The 18,121-nt window shown below is 67.7% G+C and carries 11 protein-coding genes; 5 read left to right on the top strand and 6 right to left on the bottom strand.

Translation table 11 applies throughout. The features are described from left to right. Positions 1 to 206 precede the first annotated feature (206 nt). The 4 genes from BM242_RS13550 (at position 207) to BM242_RS13535 (ending at position 8,924) form a co-directional block, all read left to right on the top strand. Positions 207 to 2,414 (top strand): N-6 DNA methylase, encoded by a 2,208-nt coding sequence (locus BM242_RS13550; RefSeq protein ID WP_093839050.1) that lies wholly within the window; start codon positions 207 to 209, stop codon positions 2,412 to 2,414. Positions 2,415 to 2,506: 92 nt separating this feature from the next. After that, the gene (locus tag BM242_RS13545) at positions 2,507 to 4,492 is read left to right on the top strand and encodes a type I restriction-modification system subunit M (RefSeq protein WP_245834046.1); all 1,986 of its coding nucleotides are present in this window, start codon (positions 2,507 to 2,509) and stop codon (positions 4,490 to 4,492) included. Continuing rightward, entirely contained in the window at positions 4,489 to 5,715 is a 1,227-nt protein-coding gene (locus BM242_RS13540) for a restriction endonuclease subunit S (RefSeq protein WP_093839049.1), read from the top strand. Before BM242_RS13545 ends, BM242_RS13540 begins: the two co-directional genes overlap by 4 nt. Continuing rightward, the gene (locus BM242_RS13535) at positions 5,712 to 8,924 is read left to right on the top strand and encodes a type I restriction endonuclease subunit R (RefSeq protein WP_245834045.1); all 3,213 of its coding nucleotides are present in this window, start codon (positions 5,712 to 5,714) and stop codon (positions 8,922 to 8,924) included. The genes BM242_RS13540 and BM242_RS13535 overlap by 4 nt, the downstream gene beginning before the upstream one ends. A 44-nt stretch (positions 8,925 to 8,968) precedes the next feature. On the opposite strand, the gene BM242_RS13530 is transcribed toward BM242_RS13535, so the two are convergent. The 5 genes from BM242_RS13530 to BM242_RS30815 all read right to left on the bottom strand — a co-directional run bounded on the left by BM242_RS13530 (position 8,969) and on the right by BM242_RS30815 (position 15,395). Further along, complete coding sequence (locus BM242_RS13530) at positions 8,969 to 9,154, bottom strand: DUF397 domain-containing protein (RefSeq protein ID WP_093839047.1); 186 nt, start codon at positions 9,152 to 9,154, stop codon at positions 8,969 to 8,971. Further along, positions 9,151 to 9,972 (bottom strand): helix-turn-helix domain-containing protein, encoded by an 822-nt coding sequence (locus BM242_RS13525; RefSeq protein ID WP_093839133.1) that lies wholly within the window; start codon positions 9,970 to 9,972, stop codon positions 9,151 to 9,153. Before BM242_RS13525 ends, BM242_RS13530 begins: the two co-directional genes overlap by 4 nt. Before the next feature lie 177 nt (positions 9,973 to 10,149). Further along, entirely contained in the window at positions 10,150 to 10,605 is a 456-nt protein-coding gene (locus BM242_RS13520; protein ID WP_245834044.1) for a hypothetical protein, read from the bottom strand. Position 10,606: 1 nt separating this feature from the next. Further along, a complete protein-coding gene (locus BM242_RS13515) occupies positions 10,607 to 15,040 on the bottom strand; it encodes a DUF6531 domain-containing protein (protein ID WP_139238329.1) in 4,434 nt (1,477 codons plus the stop codon). A gap of 223 nt (positions 15,041 to 15,263) precedes the next feature. After that, positions 15,264 to 15,395 (bottom strand): hypothetical protein, encoded by a 132-nt coding sequence (locus BM242_RS30815; protein WP_279577676.1) that lies wholly within the window; start codon positions 15,393 to 15,395, stop codon positions 15,264 to 15,266. On the opposite strand from BM242_RS30815, the gene BM242_RS30185 reads away from it, so the two are divergent. Further along, positions 15,378 to 15,809, top strand: coding sequence for an ATP-binding protein (locus tag BM242_RS30185; RefSeq protein ID WP_245834062.1), 432 nt, complete (start codon positions 15,378 to 15,380; stop codon positions 15,807 to 15,809). The two genes, BM242_RS30815 and BM242_RS30185, sit on opposite strands and share 18 nt — an antisense overlap. 35 nt (positions 15,810 to 15,844) lie before the next feature. Here BM242_RS30185 and BM242_RS13505 read toward each other — a convergent pair whose 3' ends face one another. Then, the gene (locus BM242_RS13505; protein ID WP_245834043.1) at positions 15,845 to 17,938 is read right to left on the bottom strand and encodes an AIPR family protein; all 2,094 of its coding nucleotides are present in this window, start codon (positions 17,936 to 17,938) and stop codon (positions 15,845 to 15,847) included. Positions 17,939 to 18,121 lie beyond the last annotated feature (183 nt).

The following is an 18,121-nucleotide window of genomic DNA, read 5'->3' as shown; positions in this document are numbered from 1 at the left end:
CCGTCACACCCCTCCCCGGACGTTCCTCGGTGCCCGCCGATCCCACGGGCGGCGAGTGCACACAAGGAGAGCACATCTTGTGAAGGGGGTCAACCAGATCTCGTGAGTACCCACAATCACGCCCGTGTACTTGGCTGACGGGAGTGCTGTCGCGTAGAGTCGGCTGCGGTGTGACCGAAGGGGGGCACGGGGAAAGGAAGCAGGTCATGAGCGTGGAGCGGCTGGAGGTGACGTCTGCCGACATCGCCCGGATTGCCGGGGTTCAGCCCACCGCGGTGAGCAACTGGCGGCGGCGGTACGAGGACTTCCCCGGGCCCGTCGGAGGTACCGACCGCAGCCCGCGTTTCGATCTCACCGAGGTCGAGGCATGGCTGAGACGGCAGGGCAAGGCCACCGCCGTTCCGGCCGCGCAACGGCTCTGGCAGGCGTTCGATGCGGTGCGTGGGGAGATGGCGCCGGAGGACGCCCTGGCCCTGGTCGGTCTTCTGCTCCTGCACCAGTGGCGGAACCCGGGCGCCCGGTTGCCCGCGGCACCGGACGCGGTGGCCGGCCTGCTGGAGCAGGCCGAGCACGAGTTCCTGTCGGACCGGGCGACCGGAGCCGGAGTGGCCGATCTGGTGGCCCGTCTGCCCGATGCGGAACTGGGGCCGAGGCAACTCGCCCTGCTGGGCGAGGCGGAGCGGGCGGCGGCCGAGGACGGCCCTGAAGAAACGTTCCGCTTGCTGTGCGAGCGCTTTCTGGACGAGGGCCCACGGGCGGGTTTCACCGCCACCCGTCCTGAACTGGCCGACCTGATGGTGCACCTGGCCGGGGAACAGGCCACCGGTACGGTACTCGATCCGGCCTGCGGCAGCGGCACCATCCTGCTGGCCGCGGCGGCAAGAGGCCCGCGCCGCCTCCAGGGACAGGAGATCCAGCCCTCGCTCGCCCGGCTCGCGGCACTGCGGCTCGCCTTCCGCCGGGCCGGGGACGGCAGCAGCCGGCGTACCTCCTTCGATGTGCACACCGGGGACTTCCTGCGCCGCTCCGCCTACCGGCCCGGCCGCGCGGACGCCGTCATCTGCTACCCGCCCTTCGCGGAGCGCAACTGGGGCCACGAGGAACTCGCGCACGACCCCGACTGGATCTACGGACTACCGCCGCGCGCCGAATCCGAACTGGCCTGGGTGCAGCGGGCCCTGGCCCACGCTGCCCCCGGAGCACCCGTGGTGATGATGCTGCCGCCCGGCGTGGCGTTCAGACCCTCCGGCCGCCGCATCCGCACCGCCCTGCTCCGGCACGGCGCGCTGCGCGCGGTCATCTCCCTGCCCACCGGCTTCGCCGCGCACTACGCGCTGGCCCTCCAGATCTGGGTACTGCGCCGCCCGGCGGAGGGCGAGGCGGTTCCCGAGCACCTGCTGCTGATCGACTCCGCACACGAGTACGGACCGGGCGTGACCGTGGACGGGCGGCGTGTCTGCGCGAGGATCGCCGAGCTGTGGACGGAGTACGAGGCCGGTCCGGAGAGTTTCACGGAGCGCCCCGGCGTAGCCCGTGCCGTCCGGCTGATCGACCTCCTGGACGGCGAGGCCGACCTCACCCCGGCCCGGCATCTGCCGCTGCCCGCCCAACCGGACGCACTGGCCGAGCAACTGAAGGCCGTCCGCGCGGACTTCGAGCGCGCCCTGCACGCACTGAACCGGGCGGTACCCGACGCACTCGACCTTCCCGAGGAGGCCGGGGGCACAGTAGGAGCGGAAGAGCCGGAGGAACGGCGCATCGTCTCTCTGAACGACCTGATCAAGCGTGGAACCGTGCACTGGCGCCGTCCCACCTCCGTGGCGGGACGCCCGAGCGAAACGGACTCGGGTTCCGGGCCCGGGTCGGGTACCGGTGCCGGGTCGGCGACCGGCGACCGGGCGCGCTACCTCACGGCGGAGGACATCCTGCTCTCCCGCGCCGCCTCCGACACCGGCCCACCGCCAGGCGATCCGCTGAGCAACGCGCCGGTGCGCGCGGGAGACGTGCTGATCCCGGTGCTGGCCGGCCGGCTTGCCGCCCGGGTCGCCACCGAGGAGGACGCCGGGGCGTACCTCACCCCCGGAGTTCACCTGGTGCGCACTCTGGAGCCCGAACTGCTCGACCCCTGGTACCTGGCCGGCTGCCTCTCCGGCGGCAGCGGCGGCAACCACCGCCTCACCGGGACGTCCAGCAGCGGCAGCAGTAGCAGCCGCACCGACCCGCGCCGCATCCGCATCCCGCTGCTGCCCATCGAACGGCAGCGGATGTACGGGGCAGCTTTCCGGCGGTATGCGGAGTTCGCCAGAATCCTGCGCACAGCCCATGACCTCGGGCAGGCTCTTGCCCGTTACTCCACTGACAGCATCGCCGCAGCCCTCACTCCGGCGGCCGGCGAACTGTCACCCACACCGTGACGACCGACCGCTGACGTCGGACCACCGAAGACCGACCACCGACACGACCACCCGACCGCAGAGCCGACCACCGCGAAGGACCACCCCAAACCGTGAGCGATACCACGCCCAAGAACCTGGCGAACGAGATCTGGCAGGTCGCCGACCTCCTCCGGGGGGACTACAAACGCGCCGACTACGGCAAGGTCATCCTGCCGTTCGCCGTGCTGCGCCGCCTGGAGTGCGTGCTGGAGCCGACACGGGAGGCGGTGCTCAAGGCACAGGAACGCTGGCAGGCCAAGGGCGTCAGCCCGGAGCCGTTCCTGCCCAAGGAGGCCGGATACGCCTTCTACAACCGGACCGCCCACACCCTGGCCTCGATCGCCGGCGCCCACGAGGACGCGCGGGCCGACCTGCACCGTTATGTGCGGGGCTTCTCGGAGAACGCCCGGCTGGTCTTCGACAAGTTCCGCTTCGCGGAGCAGATCGACCATCTGGCCGAGGTCAAGCTGCTGCACCTCGTGCTGTCCAAGTTCGCCGACTTCGACCTCCACCCCAGCGTCGTCTCCAACCATGAGATGGGCTACGCCTTCGAGGAACTGATCCGGAAGTTCGCGGAGGAGTCCAACGAGACAGCAGGTGAGCACTTCACCCCGCGCGAGGTCATCAAGCTGATGGTGAACCTGCTCCTCGCGCCGGACATGGAGGAGATCAAGGTCCCCAACATGAGCCGGTCCGTCTACGACCCGGCCTGTGGGACCGGCGGCATGCTGTCGGCGGCTGAGGAGTTTGTCCTCCAGCACAACCCGCAGGGCAACGTCTACGTCTTCGGGCAGGAGCTGAACCCCGAGTCCTGGGCCATCTGCCGCTCCGACATGATGATCAAGAACCACTACGCGGAGAACATCAAGCTCGGCAACTCCTTCAGCGAGGACCTGCTCGCCGAGCGCAAGTTCGACTACATGCTCTCCAATCCACCGTTCGGCGTGGAGTGGAAGAAGGTCAAGAAGGCCGTCGAGGACGAGCGGGACAACCTCGGCTACCGAGGCCGCTTCGGCGCGGGCACCCCGCGCATCAACGACGGCTCGCTGCTCTTCCTCCAGCACATGATCTCCAAGATGAAGCCGGTGCACGAGGGCGGCAGCCGCCTGGCCATCGTCTTCAACGGCTCGCCCCTGTTCACGGGCGCGGCCGGCTCCGGGGAGTCGGAAATCCGGCGATGGATTCTGGAGAACGACTGGCTAGAGGCGATCGTCGCCCTGCCCGACCAGCTCTTCTACAACACCGGTATCTCGACCTACTTCTGGATTCTCACCAACCGCAAGGACCCGGCCCATAAGGGCAAGGTCATGCTGATCGACGCCCGCGACTACTGCGTCAAGATGCGGAAGTCCCTCGGCGACAAGCGCAAGCAGATCAGCGACGAGCAGATCGACGAGATCACCCGGCTGTACGGGGAGGCGCTGACCGCCGCATCCGATCCCGAGCATGAGTTGCACGGCAAGGTGAAGGTCTTCCGCAATCGAGACTTCGGCTACCAGCGCATCACCGTGGAGCGCCCCCTGAAGCTGCGCTTCGAGGTCACCGAGGAGACGCTGGACGAGATTTGCGAGTCCAAGCCCATCGCCAGGGCCTTCGGCGACATCGAGCAGTTCGTGAGCGCCTTCAAGCCGCTGGTGGGCCAGCAGTGGTCCACCAAGGCCGAAGCCTGGGACGCCATCCGCCGCGCCCTGGTCAAGTCTGGCCTGCTGTGGCCGTCAGGTTCATCTTTTGCCAAGGCTCTGCGGGACGTGGTCGGAGTGCGTTGCCCGGAGGGCGAGGTCCAGACGAAGAAGGGCGAACCCGAGCCGGACCCCGACCTGCGTGACTTCGAAAACGTTCCGCTCGACGAGGACATCGCCGCCTACATGGAACGGGAAGTTCTTCCTCATGTGCCCGATGCCTGGGTGGACCACGACAAGATCAAGATCGGCTACGAAATTCCCTTCACTCGTCACTTCTACGTATACGAGCCCCCGAGGCCTCTGGTTGCTATCGATGCAGAACTAAAGTTGCTCGAGCTAGAGATTCAGCAGCTCATCGGTAAGGTGGCAAAGTGACTGAAAATGTGCGCCTTCGTCATCTGGCAAGAATTAATCCCCCTTGCCCGCGCTTTGATCGCCTGTCGGCCGATGCGGAACTTACCTTTTTTCCTATGGAATGCATCTGGCCAGGACAGAGGCTTGATCTAACGCACCGTAGGGTGAAAAGTGCAGTAGCCGCCGGATTCACCAGGTTTCAGGATGGCGACGTTCTTGTTCCGAAAATTACTCCGACGTTCGAGGCTGGCCGGGCGGTGCTGGTTAATGGGCTCCATAACGGTGTTGGGGCAGGGACGACCGAGTTGCACGTCCTGCGGGCTGGGCCGAGAATCAACCCTCGCTTTCTTTTCTATCTTGTGAATACTCATTCCTTCCTGAAATTCGGCGAGGCTGAGATGTACGGTGTTGCTGGGCAGCAGAGGGTGCCAGACGGTTTCCTTAGGAATCTTCCCGTTCGTGTTCCTGATTTGGAGGAGCAGTGCCGCATCGCTGACTTCCTTGACTTGGAACTGGCACACATCGGTAGATTGGACGAGGTGCGTGCGCGGCAGTCGGCTGTTGTTCCTGAAAGGCTCCGTGCGGCATTGGATGGGATCTTTGCGCCAAGCAGCTGCGTGAAAGAGACCCGCCTGAAGTACTTGTTCTCAGTGCGCCCGCGATACGGTGTTTTGGTGCCACATTTTACCGATGAGGGTGTTCCTTTTATTCGGGTTAATGATCTACTGGACCTTCCTGGGCGAATCAAGGATGTTCCCAAGATTCCTGTCGAGCTTTCACGGCAGTACTCGCGTACGGTTGTACGCCGTGGAGACGTATTGATGAGCGTGGTAGGTACCCTGGGGCGGGTGGCCATTGCTCCCGAAGAGGTGGCTGGTGCAAATATTGCCAGGGCTGTTGCTTCCCTGCGCGTCCACGAAGGCGTGAGCTCTCGTTTGCTGACTGCTTGGATTAAGTCATCTGCTTTTGAAGAGCAGGCGGTTAGGGCCACTGCCTCGGATACGGCGCAGCCTACGCTGGGGATGGAGGACCTTGGGAATTTTCGAGTTCGATGGCCTCTTGGCCCCCGCGAGCAAGATCACATGGTCCGGGAGGCTCTGGCGGTAGAGTCGGAAATGAAAGAAATGGTCCGGTTGATTGGAAAACAGCGTCGGCTCTTGGCGGAGAGGCGGCAGGCGCTGATTACTGCTGCGGTGACGGGACAGCTCGATGTGACGACGGCGCGGGGGGCTGAGGTGTCGTGAGCGCTGGGGTGCGGGCTCGCTCGGAGGGGGCGTTCGAGGATGCGGTTACCGGGGCGCTGCTGGATACCGGGTGGCGGTCCGGGCAGCAGGGGGACTATGACCCCGAGCTCGGGTTGGACACCGCGCATCTGTGGGAGTTCATCGGGGCGACGCAGCCGTATGTGCTGGAGGCGCTGAAGGATCTCGCGGGTGGTGATCCCGATGCCGCGATGCGGGAGTTTAAGCGGCTGGTGGCGCAGGAGATCGATGCGCGCGGTGCGCTCGATGTGCTGCGGAACGGGGTCAAGGACCGGGGCCTGCGGGTGGAGATGGCCTACTTCCGGCCCGCGCACACGGTTGCCGAGGACGCGCTGGACAACTACCGGCGGAACCGGCTGTCCGTCACGCGGCAGCTCCGGTATTCCGCCGAGCACGGCAACACCCTCGACCTCGTCCTCTTCGTCAATGGCATCCCCGTGGCCACGGCCGAGCTGAAGAGCTCGGCCAGTGCGCACCCGCAGACGGTGAAGGACGCCATCCGGCAGTACCGGCAGGACCGGGACCCCAAGGACCTGCTGTTCGCCAAGCGCGCGCTCGTGCACTTCGCCGTGGACGAGGAGCTGGTCTTCCTCACGACGAAGCTGAAGGGGCAGAAAACCGGTTTTCTCCCCTTCAATCAGGGCTCGGCGGGACCGGGGAACTCCGGTGGTGCCGGTAATCCGCCGCTTGCCCCCGGTGGCCCGGCATACCGGACCGCGTATCTGTGGGAGGAGGTCTGGCAGCCGGATGCCTGGCTGGATCTGCTGAAGCGGTTCCTGCACGTGGAGGATCCGAAGCTGAAGAAGGGCGGCCAGGGCTCTCCCGGGGGACGGAGGACGAGTGTCCACGACCGGACACTGATCTTCCCCCGCTACCACCAGTGGCACGCCGTCCGGCGGCTCACCGAGGATGCGGCCCGGCACGGCTCGGGGAACAACTACCTGGTCATGCACTCGGCCGGCTCCGGGAAGTCCAATACCATCGCGTGGCTCGCTCACCGGCTTTCGACTCTGCACGGCTCTGCTGAGCCCGGTGCCCTGGACGAGCAGGCCGTCATCGCAGGGCGGATCGAGCCGAACAAGCCGGTCTTCCACAAGATCGTGGTGATCACCGACCGCTCGGTGCTGGACCGGCAGCTTCAGGACACGATCTACCAGTTCGACCACACGCCCGGTGTGGTGGAGCGGATCACCGGCTCAGGCGGGTCCAAGTCGCAGGAGGTGGCGAAGGCGCTGGCCAATACGGCCACCAAGATCGTCATCGTGACCGTGCAGACCTTCCCCTATGTGCTGGAAGGCGTGCAGTCACTGTCCGACAAGCGGATCGCCGTCATCGTCGACGAGGCGCACTCCGGCCAGTCCGGCGACTCCGTCAGCAAGCTCCGCAAGGTGCTGCGCGGCCTGGGTGCCGAGGACAAGGACGGCGACGACGAGGACTTCCTGACCTCCTCGGCCGCCGCCCGCCAGATGCACCCGAACCTCACCTACTTCGCCTTCACGGCCACCCCGAAGCAGAAGACGCTCAATCTCTTCGGCATCCACGACCCCGTGGCCGACGAGATGCGGGCCTTCCACATCTACTCGATGAAGCAGGCCATCGAAGAGGGCTTCATCCTCGATCCGCTGCGCAACTACACCACCTACACCACCCAGTGGAAGGTGCAGAAGGAAGGCGCCGAGCAGATCGAGGTGGACCCCGACAAGGCCAAGGCCGAACTCGGACGCTTCGTCTACCTCAACCCCGCCACCCTCGCCCAGCACGCCGAGGTCATCGTCGACCACTTCCAGCGCCACGGCCGCTCACGCCTCGGCGGCCGGGCGAAGGCCATGGTCGTCACCCGCTCCCGCGAACACGCCGTACGGATGTACCGCGCGGTGCAGCAGGCGACCAAGGACCTCGGCTGCGAAGACCTGGGCGTGCTCGTCGCGTTCTCCGGCGAGCTGGAGCTGGACGACGAACGGGTCACCGAAGCACAGCTCAACGGCATCCCCGAGAAGGAACTCCCGGAGGCCTTCGCCTACACCCGGGCGGACGACCGCCATGCCGCCCTGCGCACCGGCCGGCCCGGCGGCGCCCCGTCGCGCACCGAGTACCGCATCCTGATCGTCGCCGAGAAGTACCAGACCGGGTTCGATCAGCCGCTGCTCACCAGCATGTACGTGGAGAAGCCGCTGACGGACGTGGCGGCGGTGCAGACGCTGTCCCGGATCAACCGCACCCACCCCCTCAAGAGCCAGGACGACCTGTTCGTCCTGGACTTCGCCAACAAGGCCGACGCCATACAGGACTCCTTCCGGCCCTACTTCACCGAGGCCCGCACCCAACGGGCCGACCCCAACCTGCTCTATGCGGCACAGCGCGCGGTGATGAACCACCAGCTTCTGCGCGAGGAGGAACTGAAGGCGTTCATCGAGGCGTATGTACGTGCACAGCCCGCCACCGACGCCGGGGCGGCGGACAGCGCGGCGGGCAACCGGGCCTGGGAACGGCAGCACGCCGCGCTCTACCGGCACACCGACGCGGCGAAGGCCCGCTTCGAGCAGCTCCAGCAGCAGGGCCGGGACGCCGCCGAGGACTTCCGGACCGACCTGCGCGACTACCTGCGCAAGTACGGTTTCCTCTCCCAGCTCATGCCACGGCCGGACACCGAACTGGAACGGCTCTACCTCTACGGCAAGCACCTGGCGAACATCCTGCCCCCGCCGCCCTACGACCCGTCCGTGGACATCGGGGAACTGGACCTCACCCACATGCGGGTCAGCCAGGACGGGAAGCACGACCTGAGCCTCGACGAGGACGACGCCCAGGCCCTTCCCGGCTTCGACAGCAGCGCCGGTACCTACAAGGAACCGAGCAAGGCGCTGCTCTCGGAGATCATCGAGGACTTCAATGAACGGCACGGTCTCGGTCTCAGCGAAGCCGACCGGCTGATGTACGAGGAACGGATCGTCGCCGCAGCAGAGGACCCCGGCCTGGAGGCTGCGGCGGTGGCGAGCCGCAACGAGGGCGACTTCGAGCTGCCCTTCCAGAGCCGCTTCCGGGACATCATGATCGAGCGGGCCGAGGCGGACACCAAGTTCACCGAGCGTTACTTCTCGGACGCTGAGTTCCAGGGCAAGCTCGACCAGGAGGCCCGCCGAGCGGCGTACCGGCTCATCCGCCGCAGGCACAACCTGCCTGACACGAACTGACGGTTCGGTCCTCGCACCGCGATGAGGGGCGAGGACCGGGCTGTTCAACGTACCGTGCAGGTGAGGAACGTCTGCCAGGCGGCGGGGGAGAGGGTCAGGTGCGGGCTGTGCTCGTCCTTCGAATCCCGGACGTGGACCACGCCGGGGCGGGAGGTTGCAACCTCGACGCAACTGTCTCCCTCGGGGCCGCTGTAGCTGCTCTTGAACCAGACCAGCTCACCGGTGCTCATAGCTCTCCTCGCAGTCGCTTCAGCAGGCTCATGGAGTCCCTGAGGCTGAGAGCCTGTGAGCGCATCTTGGCATAGCCCTGAATCATTGCGCTGATCTGTTTTGCGTCGGTGTTCAAGTGCCCGAAGAACTGTCCCTCCGTGTAAGCCAGCCACCGGTTGTCCGGCGTTTCCAGGAGCTGCATCGGACCGCCGAGCCCGGCGTGATCCTCCTGCTGCTGAGGCATGATCTGAACCTGCACGTTGCGCAGTTGCGCACACGCAAGTACGTGGTCGAGGAGCCCGCCGGTCACCTCTACTCCGCCTGTCCGGCGAAGGAACAGCCCTTCTTCGAGGATGAAGCTGTAGCCCGTGCTCGCCCGCTCGCGCAGGAGCCGTTGGCGGTCGACCCGGGCTGTCACGCGGTTGTCGATCTCCTCATCACTGAGTGCGGGAACACGGCTTCGAAAGACCGCCCGCGCGTACGCCTCCGACTGCAACAGTCCCGGTACCACCCGGCATTCGTACGTCCACAGGTTGAGGGCCTCTTCCTCCAGGTTGGCCCATTCGCGGAACCAGGTGGCGATGCCGGGGCGGCGCGAGATGTGGCGGGCGGCGGCGCGCAGGGCGCCAAAGGCGTCCAGGACCTCCTCCGCCCGCTCGACGAAGTCGCGCTGCGGGAAGCGACGGCCCTGTTCGATGGAGGCGACGGTCTGCACGGAGTACCCGACCAGCGGGGCGAGTTGTTCCTGTGTCAGCCCCGCACGTTCGCGGAAGACCTTGAGGAGGGCTCCGAACGCCTTGAGGCTGTCCGAGGTCTCCGGTTCACCGCTGCCCGCCATGGTCCGGACCACCTCCGGTGCAGTTCGGGGAGATAACACTGTGCGCTGACATGATCGCGGAGTGTCGCCCTTACTGTCCACCGCCTGCGCCCGTACGCCGACCCGGTGTACGGGCGGTGCGGGTGGTGACGGGCCGGCGAGCGCGATCGACGCCGGGGCGGCGCGGTCTGCCATCCCTCAGCGAACAGCAGGACGCCGGAAAAAGGCCCGCAGCGCGTCCATGCTGGTGTGCCACTCGGAGATCTCGTCGCCGTCCTCCGTGATGGTCTCCCGGGGGCCGACCGAGGCCCAGGGGGCCTCCGGGTCGAAGGCTTCGGTGAGTTCGTCGAGGAAGATGACGGAGTTCTGGACGAAGACCTGTTCCCCCTCGCGGTACAGCGGCCAGCAGAAGACGAAGTTGCTGGTCGCCGGATCGGTGATGGAGGTGATCAGACAGGAGATCGCGTCGTCCGCGCTTTCCAGCCGGTGGTAGGCGAGCCGCCAGCTCCTGCGGTAGTCGTCGGCCGACCAGTAGGCAAGGCTGGCGCGGAACGCTTCGGTGAACTCACCGATCCGGATCGTCCCGACGGCTTCGGGTCCCTCGGAGTCGGGGTCCCGGAAAAGAGTCTCGGCGTCCAGTTCGATGGAAAACACTTCACTTTTTGACATAGTTGAGATTCGCGTCGTAAGTCCCGATGCGTCGGCCCTTGCGGTCGAAGACTTTCCAGCCATTTGACACGTTGTGTCCGTCGATGTCCGGGGTGATGTATCTCTTCCCGTTGGTGAAGACCGGCTGGCCGTGGGAGTCGAAGGGTGCCCGCTGTGGCGGAATTCTCCGAGGATAGCCGAGCTCCCGCGCGCGGTCCGCGGTGCTCTGCTGTGGCGTGCTGTCGAGCGGGCCGTAGAAGTCCTGGTTCCGTGCGCTGCGCTCCGCCACCGTATCGGGGTGGTAGGGGTCTCCCACGAGGGCGGGGGAGGACGTGTAACCGGGGCGCAGGTCGTTGCCTGTGAGGCCCAGCGGGTCGCACCACGTGTGGGGGTTGTGGGGATAGGCGTAGGGCTGGGGGCCGGCAAGGAGGCCCAGCGGGTCCGGGCTTGTATAGCGGCCGGTGCGGGGGTCGTAGTGGCGGTTGTAGTTGTAGTGCCAGCCGGTCTCCTCGTCGGCGTACTGGCCGGGAAATCGCAGGGGAGTGGCGGCGCCGCCTGATCGGGACGCGGCCTCGGTGATGCCCCACACCGTCGAACGGGCGCGCCATACCGTTTCCCCGTGCTCGTCGAGCAGTTGGGTGGGGGTGCCGACCAGGTCGGTGACGATGGCGTAGAAGCGGGCATCGGTGCCGGACGGGGAATCCGGCTCCGCCGGGCCGTACTCGCTCTGGGTCAGCGGGTGCAGCCCGGCGTGGTCCCAGGCCAGCGTCACCGGCCCGGCGTCCTCGGGGCCCGTGGTGGTCTGTTCCACCAGGGTGGTGTCGTGCCAGGTGAAATCGGTCTGTTCGACAACGGTGGCACCGTCGGTCCCGAGACGCTGCTTTGCGATGCGGCGTCCGAAGGGGTCGTAGAGGTACCGCCACTGGCTGCCGTCCGGCGTGGTGACGGCCGTGAGGCGGTTCTCCGCGTCCCAGGTGTACCGCCAGGTGTCGGGTTTGCGGGAGATCCGGACCTGCTGGCGCAGCACGGTACGGCCTGCCTCGTCATGCCGGTAGCGGATGCTGCCGGCCCGCGTGACGAGGCCGCCCGCATAGGCCCGCTCGCCCGTCGCCTCGGCGGACATCTGGCCCACCGACCCGGAGCAGTGGGCCAGGAGTTGATTGCCGGCGGTGTCGTAGAGGTACTTCTCGGTGCGGTCCGGGCCGGTGACCTCGGTGATCCGGCCGCTGCCGTCCAGCGTGAAGCGGGTGGTGTCCGTGCCGTCGGTGAGGGCGGTGAGGTAGTGGTCGGTACGGTAGCGGTAGGAGCGGTGGTGCAGGAGCCGCCGGTTGCGGCCGTCGCTGCGGCCGGGGCCGTCCGCAGCGGTCAGCGTCTGCCCAGTCAGCCTGCCCACGGGGTCCCACTGCTGGGTGAGGGCGAGGGAACCGCCCATGGTTCTGGTGGTTTCGCGGCCCATGGGGTCGTAGGCGAACGTGAGGGCGGTCCGGCCGGCGGCCAGGCTGAGCGGCTGGCCCGCGGCGTCGTAGGTCCATGTGCTGGTGTGGCCGGTGGGGGTCGTCCGGGAGAGCGGGCGGCCGTGGGGGTCATAGGCGAGGGTGAGGGTACGGCCGTTGATGGTCTCGGACACCGGATTGCCCATGGCGTCGTAGCGCCGCGTCAGCGTCACCCCCGGTGCCGTGGCGTGGACGATGCGCCCCGCCGTGTCGTAGTCGTAGGTTGCCGCGGTGCCGTCCGATGTCTCCTTCCGGATCAGGCCGTCCGCGGCGTCGTAGGTGTGGGTGACGGTCTGCCCGGCGGCGTTGGTGACGGTGACCGGCCGGCCGGCGCTGTCCAGGAGGTAGGCGGTGGTGCGGCCGTCAGGATCGCTCTCGGCGGTCAGGCGGTCCGCGGCGTCGTAGGTGTACTCCCAGGAGCGGCCCTCCGGGCCGGTGACGCGGAGGAGATTGAGTTCCGTGTCGTAGCCGAAGATGTACTGGGCCCCGTCGGCGCCGGTCCGGCCGGTGAGGATGCCGAACGGACCGTAAGTGAAGCGGGTGACTCCGCCGTTCTCGTCGGTGTGTGCCCGGCAGGTGCCCTTGGCGTCCCATTCCCAGGTTTCGGCGGAGCCGAGAGCGTCCACCCGGCGCAGGATCTTTCCTTCCGGCGACCAGGTGAGCCTTGTGATGTTGCCGAGAGGATCGGTGATCTCCACCGGGCGCCCGAAGGTGTCCCGCCGGTAGCGGGTCGTCTCCCCGAGCGGGTCCGTGATGGCGGACGGCAGCCCTGCCGCGTCGTGGCGGAAGGTGGTGGTGTTGCCGGTGACGTCGGTGACGGAGGCGGGGGCGCCGTGGCTGTCGTAGGCGTAGCGGGTGCGGTGTCCGGCAGGGTCGACGACGGCGACGAGATTGCCCCGTCGGTCGTACGCCTGCCGCCAGGCGGCCCCGCCGGGCTCGACGATTTCGGTGGGCAGGCCGAGTTCGTTGTACTCGATGCGGGTCTGTGCGCCGTCCGGCCGGGTGACGACGGCGATCTGGCCGCCGTCGTTGTACTCGTAGTGTGTGGTGCGGCCGAGAGGATCGGTGACGGCCAGAGGACGGTCGTAGGGGTCCCACTCCCGGCGGGTCGTGTTGCCCAGCGGGTCCGTTTCGGCGACGAGCTGGAAGCCGGCGTTGAACTGGTAAACAGTGGCGTGTCCGAGGGAGTTGATCGCCGTGGTGCGGTGGTTGTCCGGATCGTAGGTGTAGCGGCACTCCAGGGCCCGGTCCGTTCCGGTGCCGAAGATGCAGCGGCCGGCTCCGTCGTACTCGTAGCGGTACCAGAACCCGCCGCGGTCCTCCCACCGGACCAGGCGGTGTTCGTTGTCGTACGCGAACTGGACAGGCACGCCGGTCGAGTCGTAGACCTCGGCCAGGTTGCCGAGGTGGTCGTAGTCGTACGCCAGGAGCAGGGGCTCGGCCGGGTCGGACAGCAGGCGCAGCGCGGTGACACGGCCGTCGTAGACGGCGACGCCGATGCGGTAGCCGCCGGAGTGGGCGACTTCGGCGGGGTCCCCGGCCGCGGTGTAGCGGAAGTCGATGCGGTTGCCATTGCGGTCGGTGACGGCGACCAGGGGAAGTTCGTTGCCCGGTCGGCCCGGCACCGGGGCGAAGTGCAGGGTGCGGCCTGCGGCGCCCTGCCGGATGGTGAGCGGCGAGCCCGCACGGCCGTCCCAGGCCAGGCCCCAGCGCGGGCCCATGACCGGCATCACCGGGGTCTCCGGGTCCGGCAGCGGCACCGGGTAATGGAGATCCATGCCGTCGGCGGAGAGGAACCGTACGCCGTACTCCTCGAGGACCAGCCGCTGGTCGAGGGTGGAGGCCCAGGAGGAGCCGAACCACCGGCCGTGGCGGTAGGTGGACAAGTGGTGCCGTTCCAGCGTGAGAGGAAGCACACCGGGGAGTTCGACATCCATGGCGGGCAGCACCACTTCTCCGGTGGCGAAGTCGACCGGGTCCGTGGAGGTGAATCGGTTGGCCATCGGCCGGCTGTTCTGGGCCAGGTCGGTCCCTTCGCGGCGCACGCTCTGCGCTGTGTTGCGGGCGGCGGTCCGGGCGGCTGAGGCTCCCCGGCCGATGATCCTTCCGCCGGGGATGCAGTCCAGCACGGCGAAGCCGACATCCCACAGCGTGGCCTCGCCGTTGGCGTATTTGATCAATGTATCGGCCAGGATGACCAGAGACGCGGCCAGGAGAACAGCCCATACCAGCGGCCCGCCGAGCACCAGGGCGACAATGCTGGCGACGGCGGCGATGATCTTGGCCACCTGGACGATGGTGTCCCAGTTGTCCACCACCCAGTCGACGGCCTTCTGCCACCACTTCTTGTTCTGCATCCCCGCGTCGGAGGCTTCTTCGAGGTCACGCTTGCAGCGTTCCGCGGCCTCTTCACGGGCCTCACGCGCCTGCTGGGCCAGGGCGATCGCGGCGTTGAGCTTCTCGCGGGCGTCGTCCACGGCCGTCTGGGCGTTGCCGGCGTCGAGCTGGGCGTCGGACAGGGCGCGGCGGACCTCGGCGGAGACCTCACCCTCGTCCGGCGGCTCCGCCTCCTCCTCGGCGTCCTCCAGTGTCGAGGTCGCCCGTTCCAGCCACGACTGGGCGGTGGACAGCTCGGCCCGCGCGTCCTCCGCATCCGTCAGCGCCCGGTCCGCATCCCGCTGCGCCTCCTCCAGCTTGGGGGCGTAGGTCAGCAGCGCCTGCCCGGCCAGGTCGTAGGACGTGTGCAGCTTCTCCAGATTCGGCGGGACCTTGTCGAACTTCTCCCGGTAAGCGTCGGCCGACTCTCCGACGAAGGCGGCCAGGGTGCCGTCCTCGCCCAGGGTGCGGACCTTCTGAAGCGCGTCGTAGACGTCATCGGCGAAGGTGGTGAACTTGTTGCCCAGTTGCTCGATACGGGACGGATCTCCGGGAGTCGGGTCCCCGTCCATATCCACAGGTGACCAGTCCGACGCACGACCCATCACGCTCTCCCCCCATAGCGGTGCCTTGCCATGTGGCGTCGCCCCAACGTAACCAAGCGCTTCGCGTATCTCAACGTACGGTAAGGAGAGCCGGGGTCCGACGAGGCCCGTACTGGGCACTCAGGGTATGCGTACCTGAACAGAGCGTACGGTCCGGGTGGCTGGTGAGGGCCGCACGGCCGCGGGAACCTCAGGTCTCATGCACGTCCCTCCGCCCCCCTCCGCCCACCATGCCTTCGATCTGCGGCTCTTCCTTCAGCACTTCAGCCCCACACCTCGGGGTGCGCGTCTGGCGCGCATCCTCGTGGAGCAGCAGCTCCACGAGTGGGGCATTCCATACGACAGTGAGACCTCGCAGGCCGCTGTCACGATTGTCGCGGAACTGGCCGCCAATGCCGTCACTCATGGCTTCGTGCCGGGGCGGGACTTCCGAGTCGGGATACTCGTCACATCGGCTCCCCGGGTTCGCATCGAGGTCAGCGACCGGCGCGGTGACCGGCTGCCGCTCCTCCCGCCTTGCGCAGCCGGGTCGGACTGCGAGTCGGGCCGAGGGCTGAAGCTGGTCACGGCGCTGGCCGACTGCTGGGGCGTGCTGCGCTGGGCCGGCCCGGTGCCGGGCAAGACGGTGTGGGCGGAGGTCTCCCGGCGGGAACCGGAGCCGGACGGGAGGGCCGTCGCCGAAGCGCCGGGCACGGGGAGAACGCCCCCTGCCGGGAACGGGGAACGAGGCCGGTGACAAACCCGTTGCCCAGGCTGCCGCCGGTGACCGGCTCAGGCGTCGTCGACCTCGGGATCGTCCTCGTCCGCGAGGACGTCGAGTGCGAGCTCCCAGAGGGTCTTCTCGCCGTCGCTCCAACGGGACGGGCCCTGTACCGCGGCGGGCGCGTTCTCGTAGCGGGCCAGCTCCCACATGCGGGTGACCAGGCCGCTGGCGGAGTAGACCTCCTCGTCGTACTCCCACAGCAGGCACTTGATCCGGTCGTTGATCCAGGTCGCCCGTGCCCGGCGCGGGTCCTGGGCGATCCAGGCCGCCATGGCGGCCCGTTCGCCCTCCGACTTGGGCTGGTAGCGCAGCGGGTAGCCGTTCGGCAGCCGGCCCGCGCTCACCAGGGTCGGCACGGCGTTCGGGCGGCGAGGCCTGCGTGGCTGGCGGGCCGGCGGCCGGTAGTCCTCGGGCAGTACCGGCACGGTGCCGCCGCGCCGCACATCGGCCAGCACCAGTCCGGCCAGGTATTTGCAGCGTTCCTCGCTGCCGAAGGTCTTGGTCAGGAAAGAGTTCTCGAATGCGGCGTCCGCGTGATGGATCACCCAGGACAGCACCTGGGCGGTCAGTGCGGGAATCCGGGCCAGAACGGGTTCCCAGCCGGCCGCGGGGTCGTCGATCTCCTCCAGGTCCAGGAGCTGGAACACCAGGTGGGTCACCAGCAGGTCGCCGCGCCGGGCCATGTCGGCCGCCCGGCCGTGCAGCCCCTTGCGTTCTGCTTCCAGCGCGGCGCCGACCTGCCGGTACACCTGTACGGACCGCCAGATCCGCAGGGCGCCCGGGTTCTCGCCGAACAGGCGGGGATACGCGCCCTTGGGGCCGCGTTCCCAGAGTAGATCGGTGTCCGTCTTGGCGCGGGCGGCCAGCTCGGGGGAGCGGTAGGCGCAGGCCAGCGCGGTGGCTGCCTGCACCACGGAGCACCCGGTGTCGGGTGACGGATCGGCTTCGCCGCGCTTGAAGACGTACCGCTTGTCCAGGAAGAGCCGGAACTCCTCCTGGATCAGTGCCTGCGTCGGATCCAGAGCGATGAAGTCCCGCTCCGAGACGTCGTTCTGGGTATTGGTGGTCTCGGTGATCCTGGGTGCGTAGTCCGCGCGTCGGTCGCCCAGCGAGAACACCCGGACGGTGACGTCCGCGTCCATCACCGTGTCGGGGTTCTCCCGCAAGGCGTCATGGATGGCCGTCACCGTCTGGGCACCGTTGACCACGCTGACGCCCTTCAAGTGGAGCCTGACGGGCTCGTTGGGGTGACGCCGTCCCAGCCACTCCGGTTTGATCTCGTCGCACAGGACGGTGATGCCGTTGTTGAAGTACCAGAAGTTCTCCGGCTCCTTCAGCAGCGTCTGCTTGATGCCCCGGTTGATGCGGGTGAGACCGAGCGAGGAACGGACGTTCTCTCCGTACAGGCGGCCCTCGTGCTCGGCATACCACTGGCCGATCTCATCGGCGGCGACCGTGCCCTGCCACGCCTCGAAGGGGGTGTCCCGCTTGATCCAGGAGGACATCCGGAGACTGACGTCGATGGGGTCGGGCGCGTAGTCCTCGCGCAGTTGGCGGTGGAAGTCCTCGGCGCCGAGCACCCGGTACTCCAGGAGCGGGCCGAGGTCGTTGAAGTCCTTGCGCACGTCCTCCAGGTGGGCGGTCACCTCGTCCGACAGGACACCGGGGCCCATGACCGCGATTACCATGATCACCCGCAGCCGGGGGTCGCTGAGCGCCGCGTTCACCCGGGCGGCGATCACATCGTCCAGCCGGTCGTTGAAGCGGTCGAAGCTGTGCTGCTCGATCAGCCGGAACCCGTTGGTCAGTGCCCGGGCCGCGTCCAGGTCCAGCTTGCCGGTGCCCCGGTCGCTCCACTTGGCCTGGACGAGCCACACGTCCCGGGAGTTGTCGCTGACGGCGACACCATCGATGCCCTGGTCCAGCTCGCCGTCGATCACTGCCTGACCGGCGGCAGCGTGGTCGCAGCCCGTCACCAGCCGGATCGCCGCCGCGGTCAGGGCCCGGGACAGGAATCGCTGCTCCCGTCCGTGCTGGTCATAACCCTTCAGATCGTCCTCGTGAATCAGCCCCCGGTAGTCACGGAGCAGTGCCTGACGCACGTGCCCGACCCGGACCGGGGGCCGCCTGTTTCCCGATGCGCCGCCGTTCATGCTCTGCCGTGCCCCCTCGCCGTGCGTGCCGCGTGGCCGTACATCCTACGGCGTGGTCCCGGTTGTGCACGCGGCGTGAAATGTGGTGCTGTCGCTTTCTGGACCTGTGGGTCGGACCGGGGCAGACTGGCC

The organism is Streptomyces aidingensis (genome assembly GCF_900112355.1).
GTDB classification, from domain to species: domain Bacteria; phylum Actinomycetota; class Actinomycetes; order Streptomycetales; family Streptomycetaceae; genus Streptomyces; species Streptomyces aidingensis.
The sequence above is the reverse complement of the archived record's forward strand: the minus strand, read 5'-3'. Positions and strand labels throughout refer to the sequence as shown.

Coding starts and splice junctions, on each gene's coding strand:
- BM242_RS13550 (WP_093839050.1), top strand. CDS start 207: ATGAGCGTGGAGCGGCTGGAGGTGACGTCTGCCGACATCGCCCGGATT.
- BM242_RS13530 (WP_093839047.1), bottom strand. CDS start 9,154: ATGAGCACCGGTGAGCTGGTCTGGTTCAAGAGCAGCTACAGCGGCCCC.
- BM242_RS13525 (WP_093839133.1), bottom strand. CDS start 9,972: ATGGCGGGCAGCGGTGAACCGGAGACCTCGGACAGCCTCAAGGCGTTC.
- BM242_RS13515 (WP_139238329.1), bottom strand. CDS start 15,040: ATGGACGGGGACCCGACTCCCGGAGATCCGTCCCGTATCGAGCAACTG.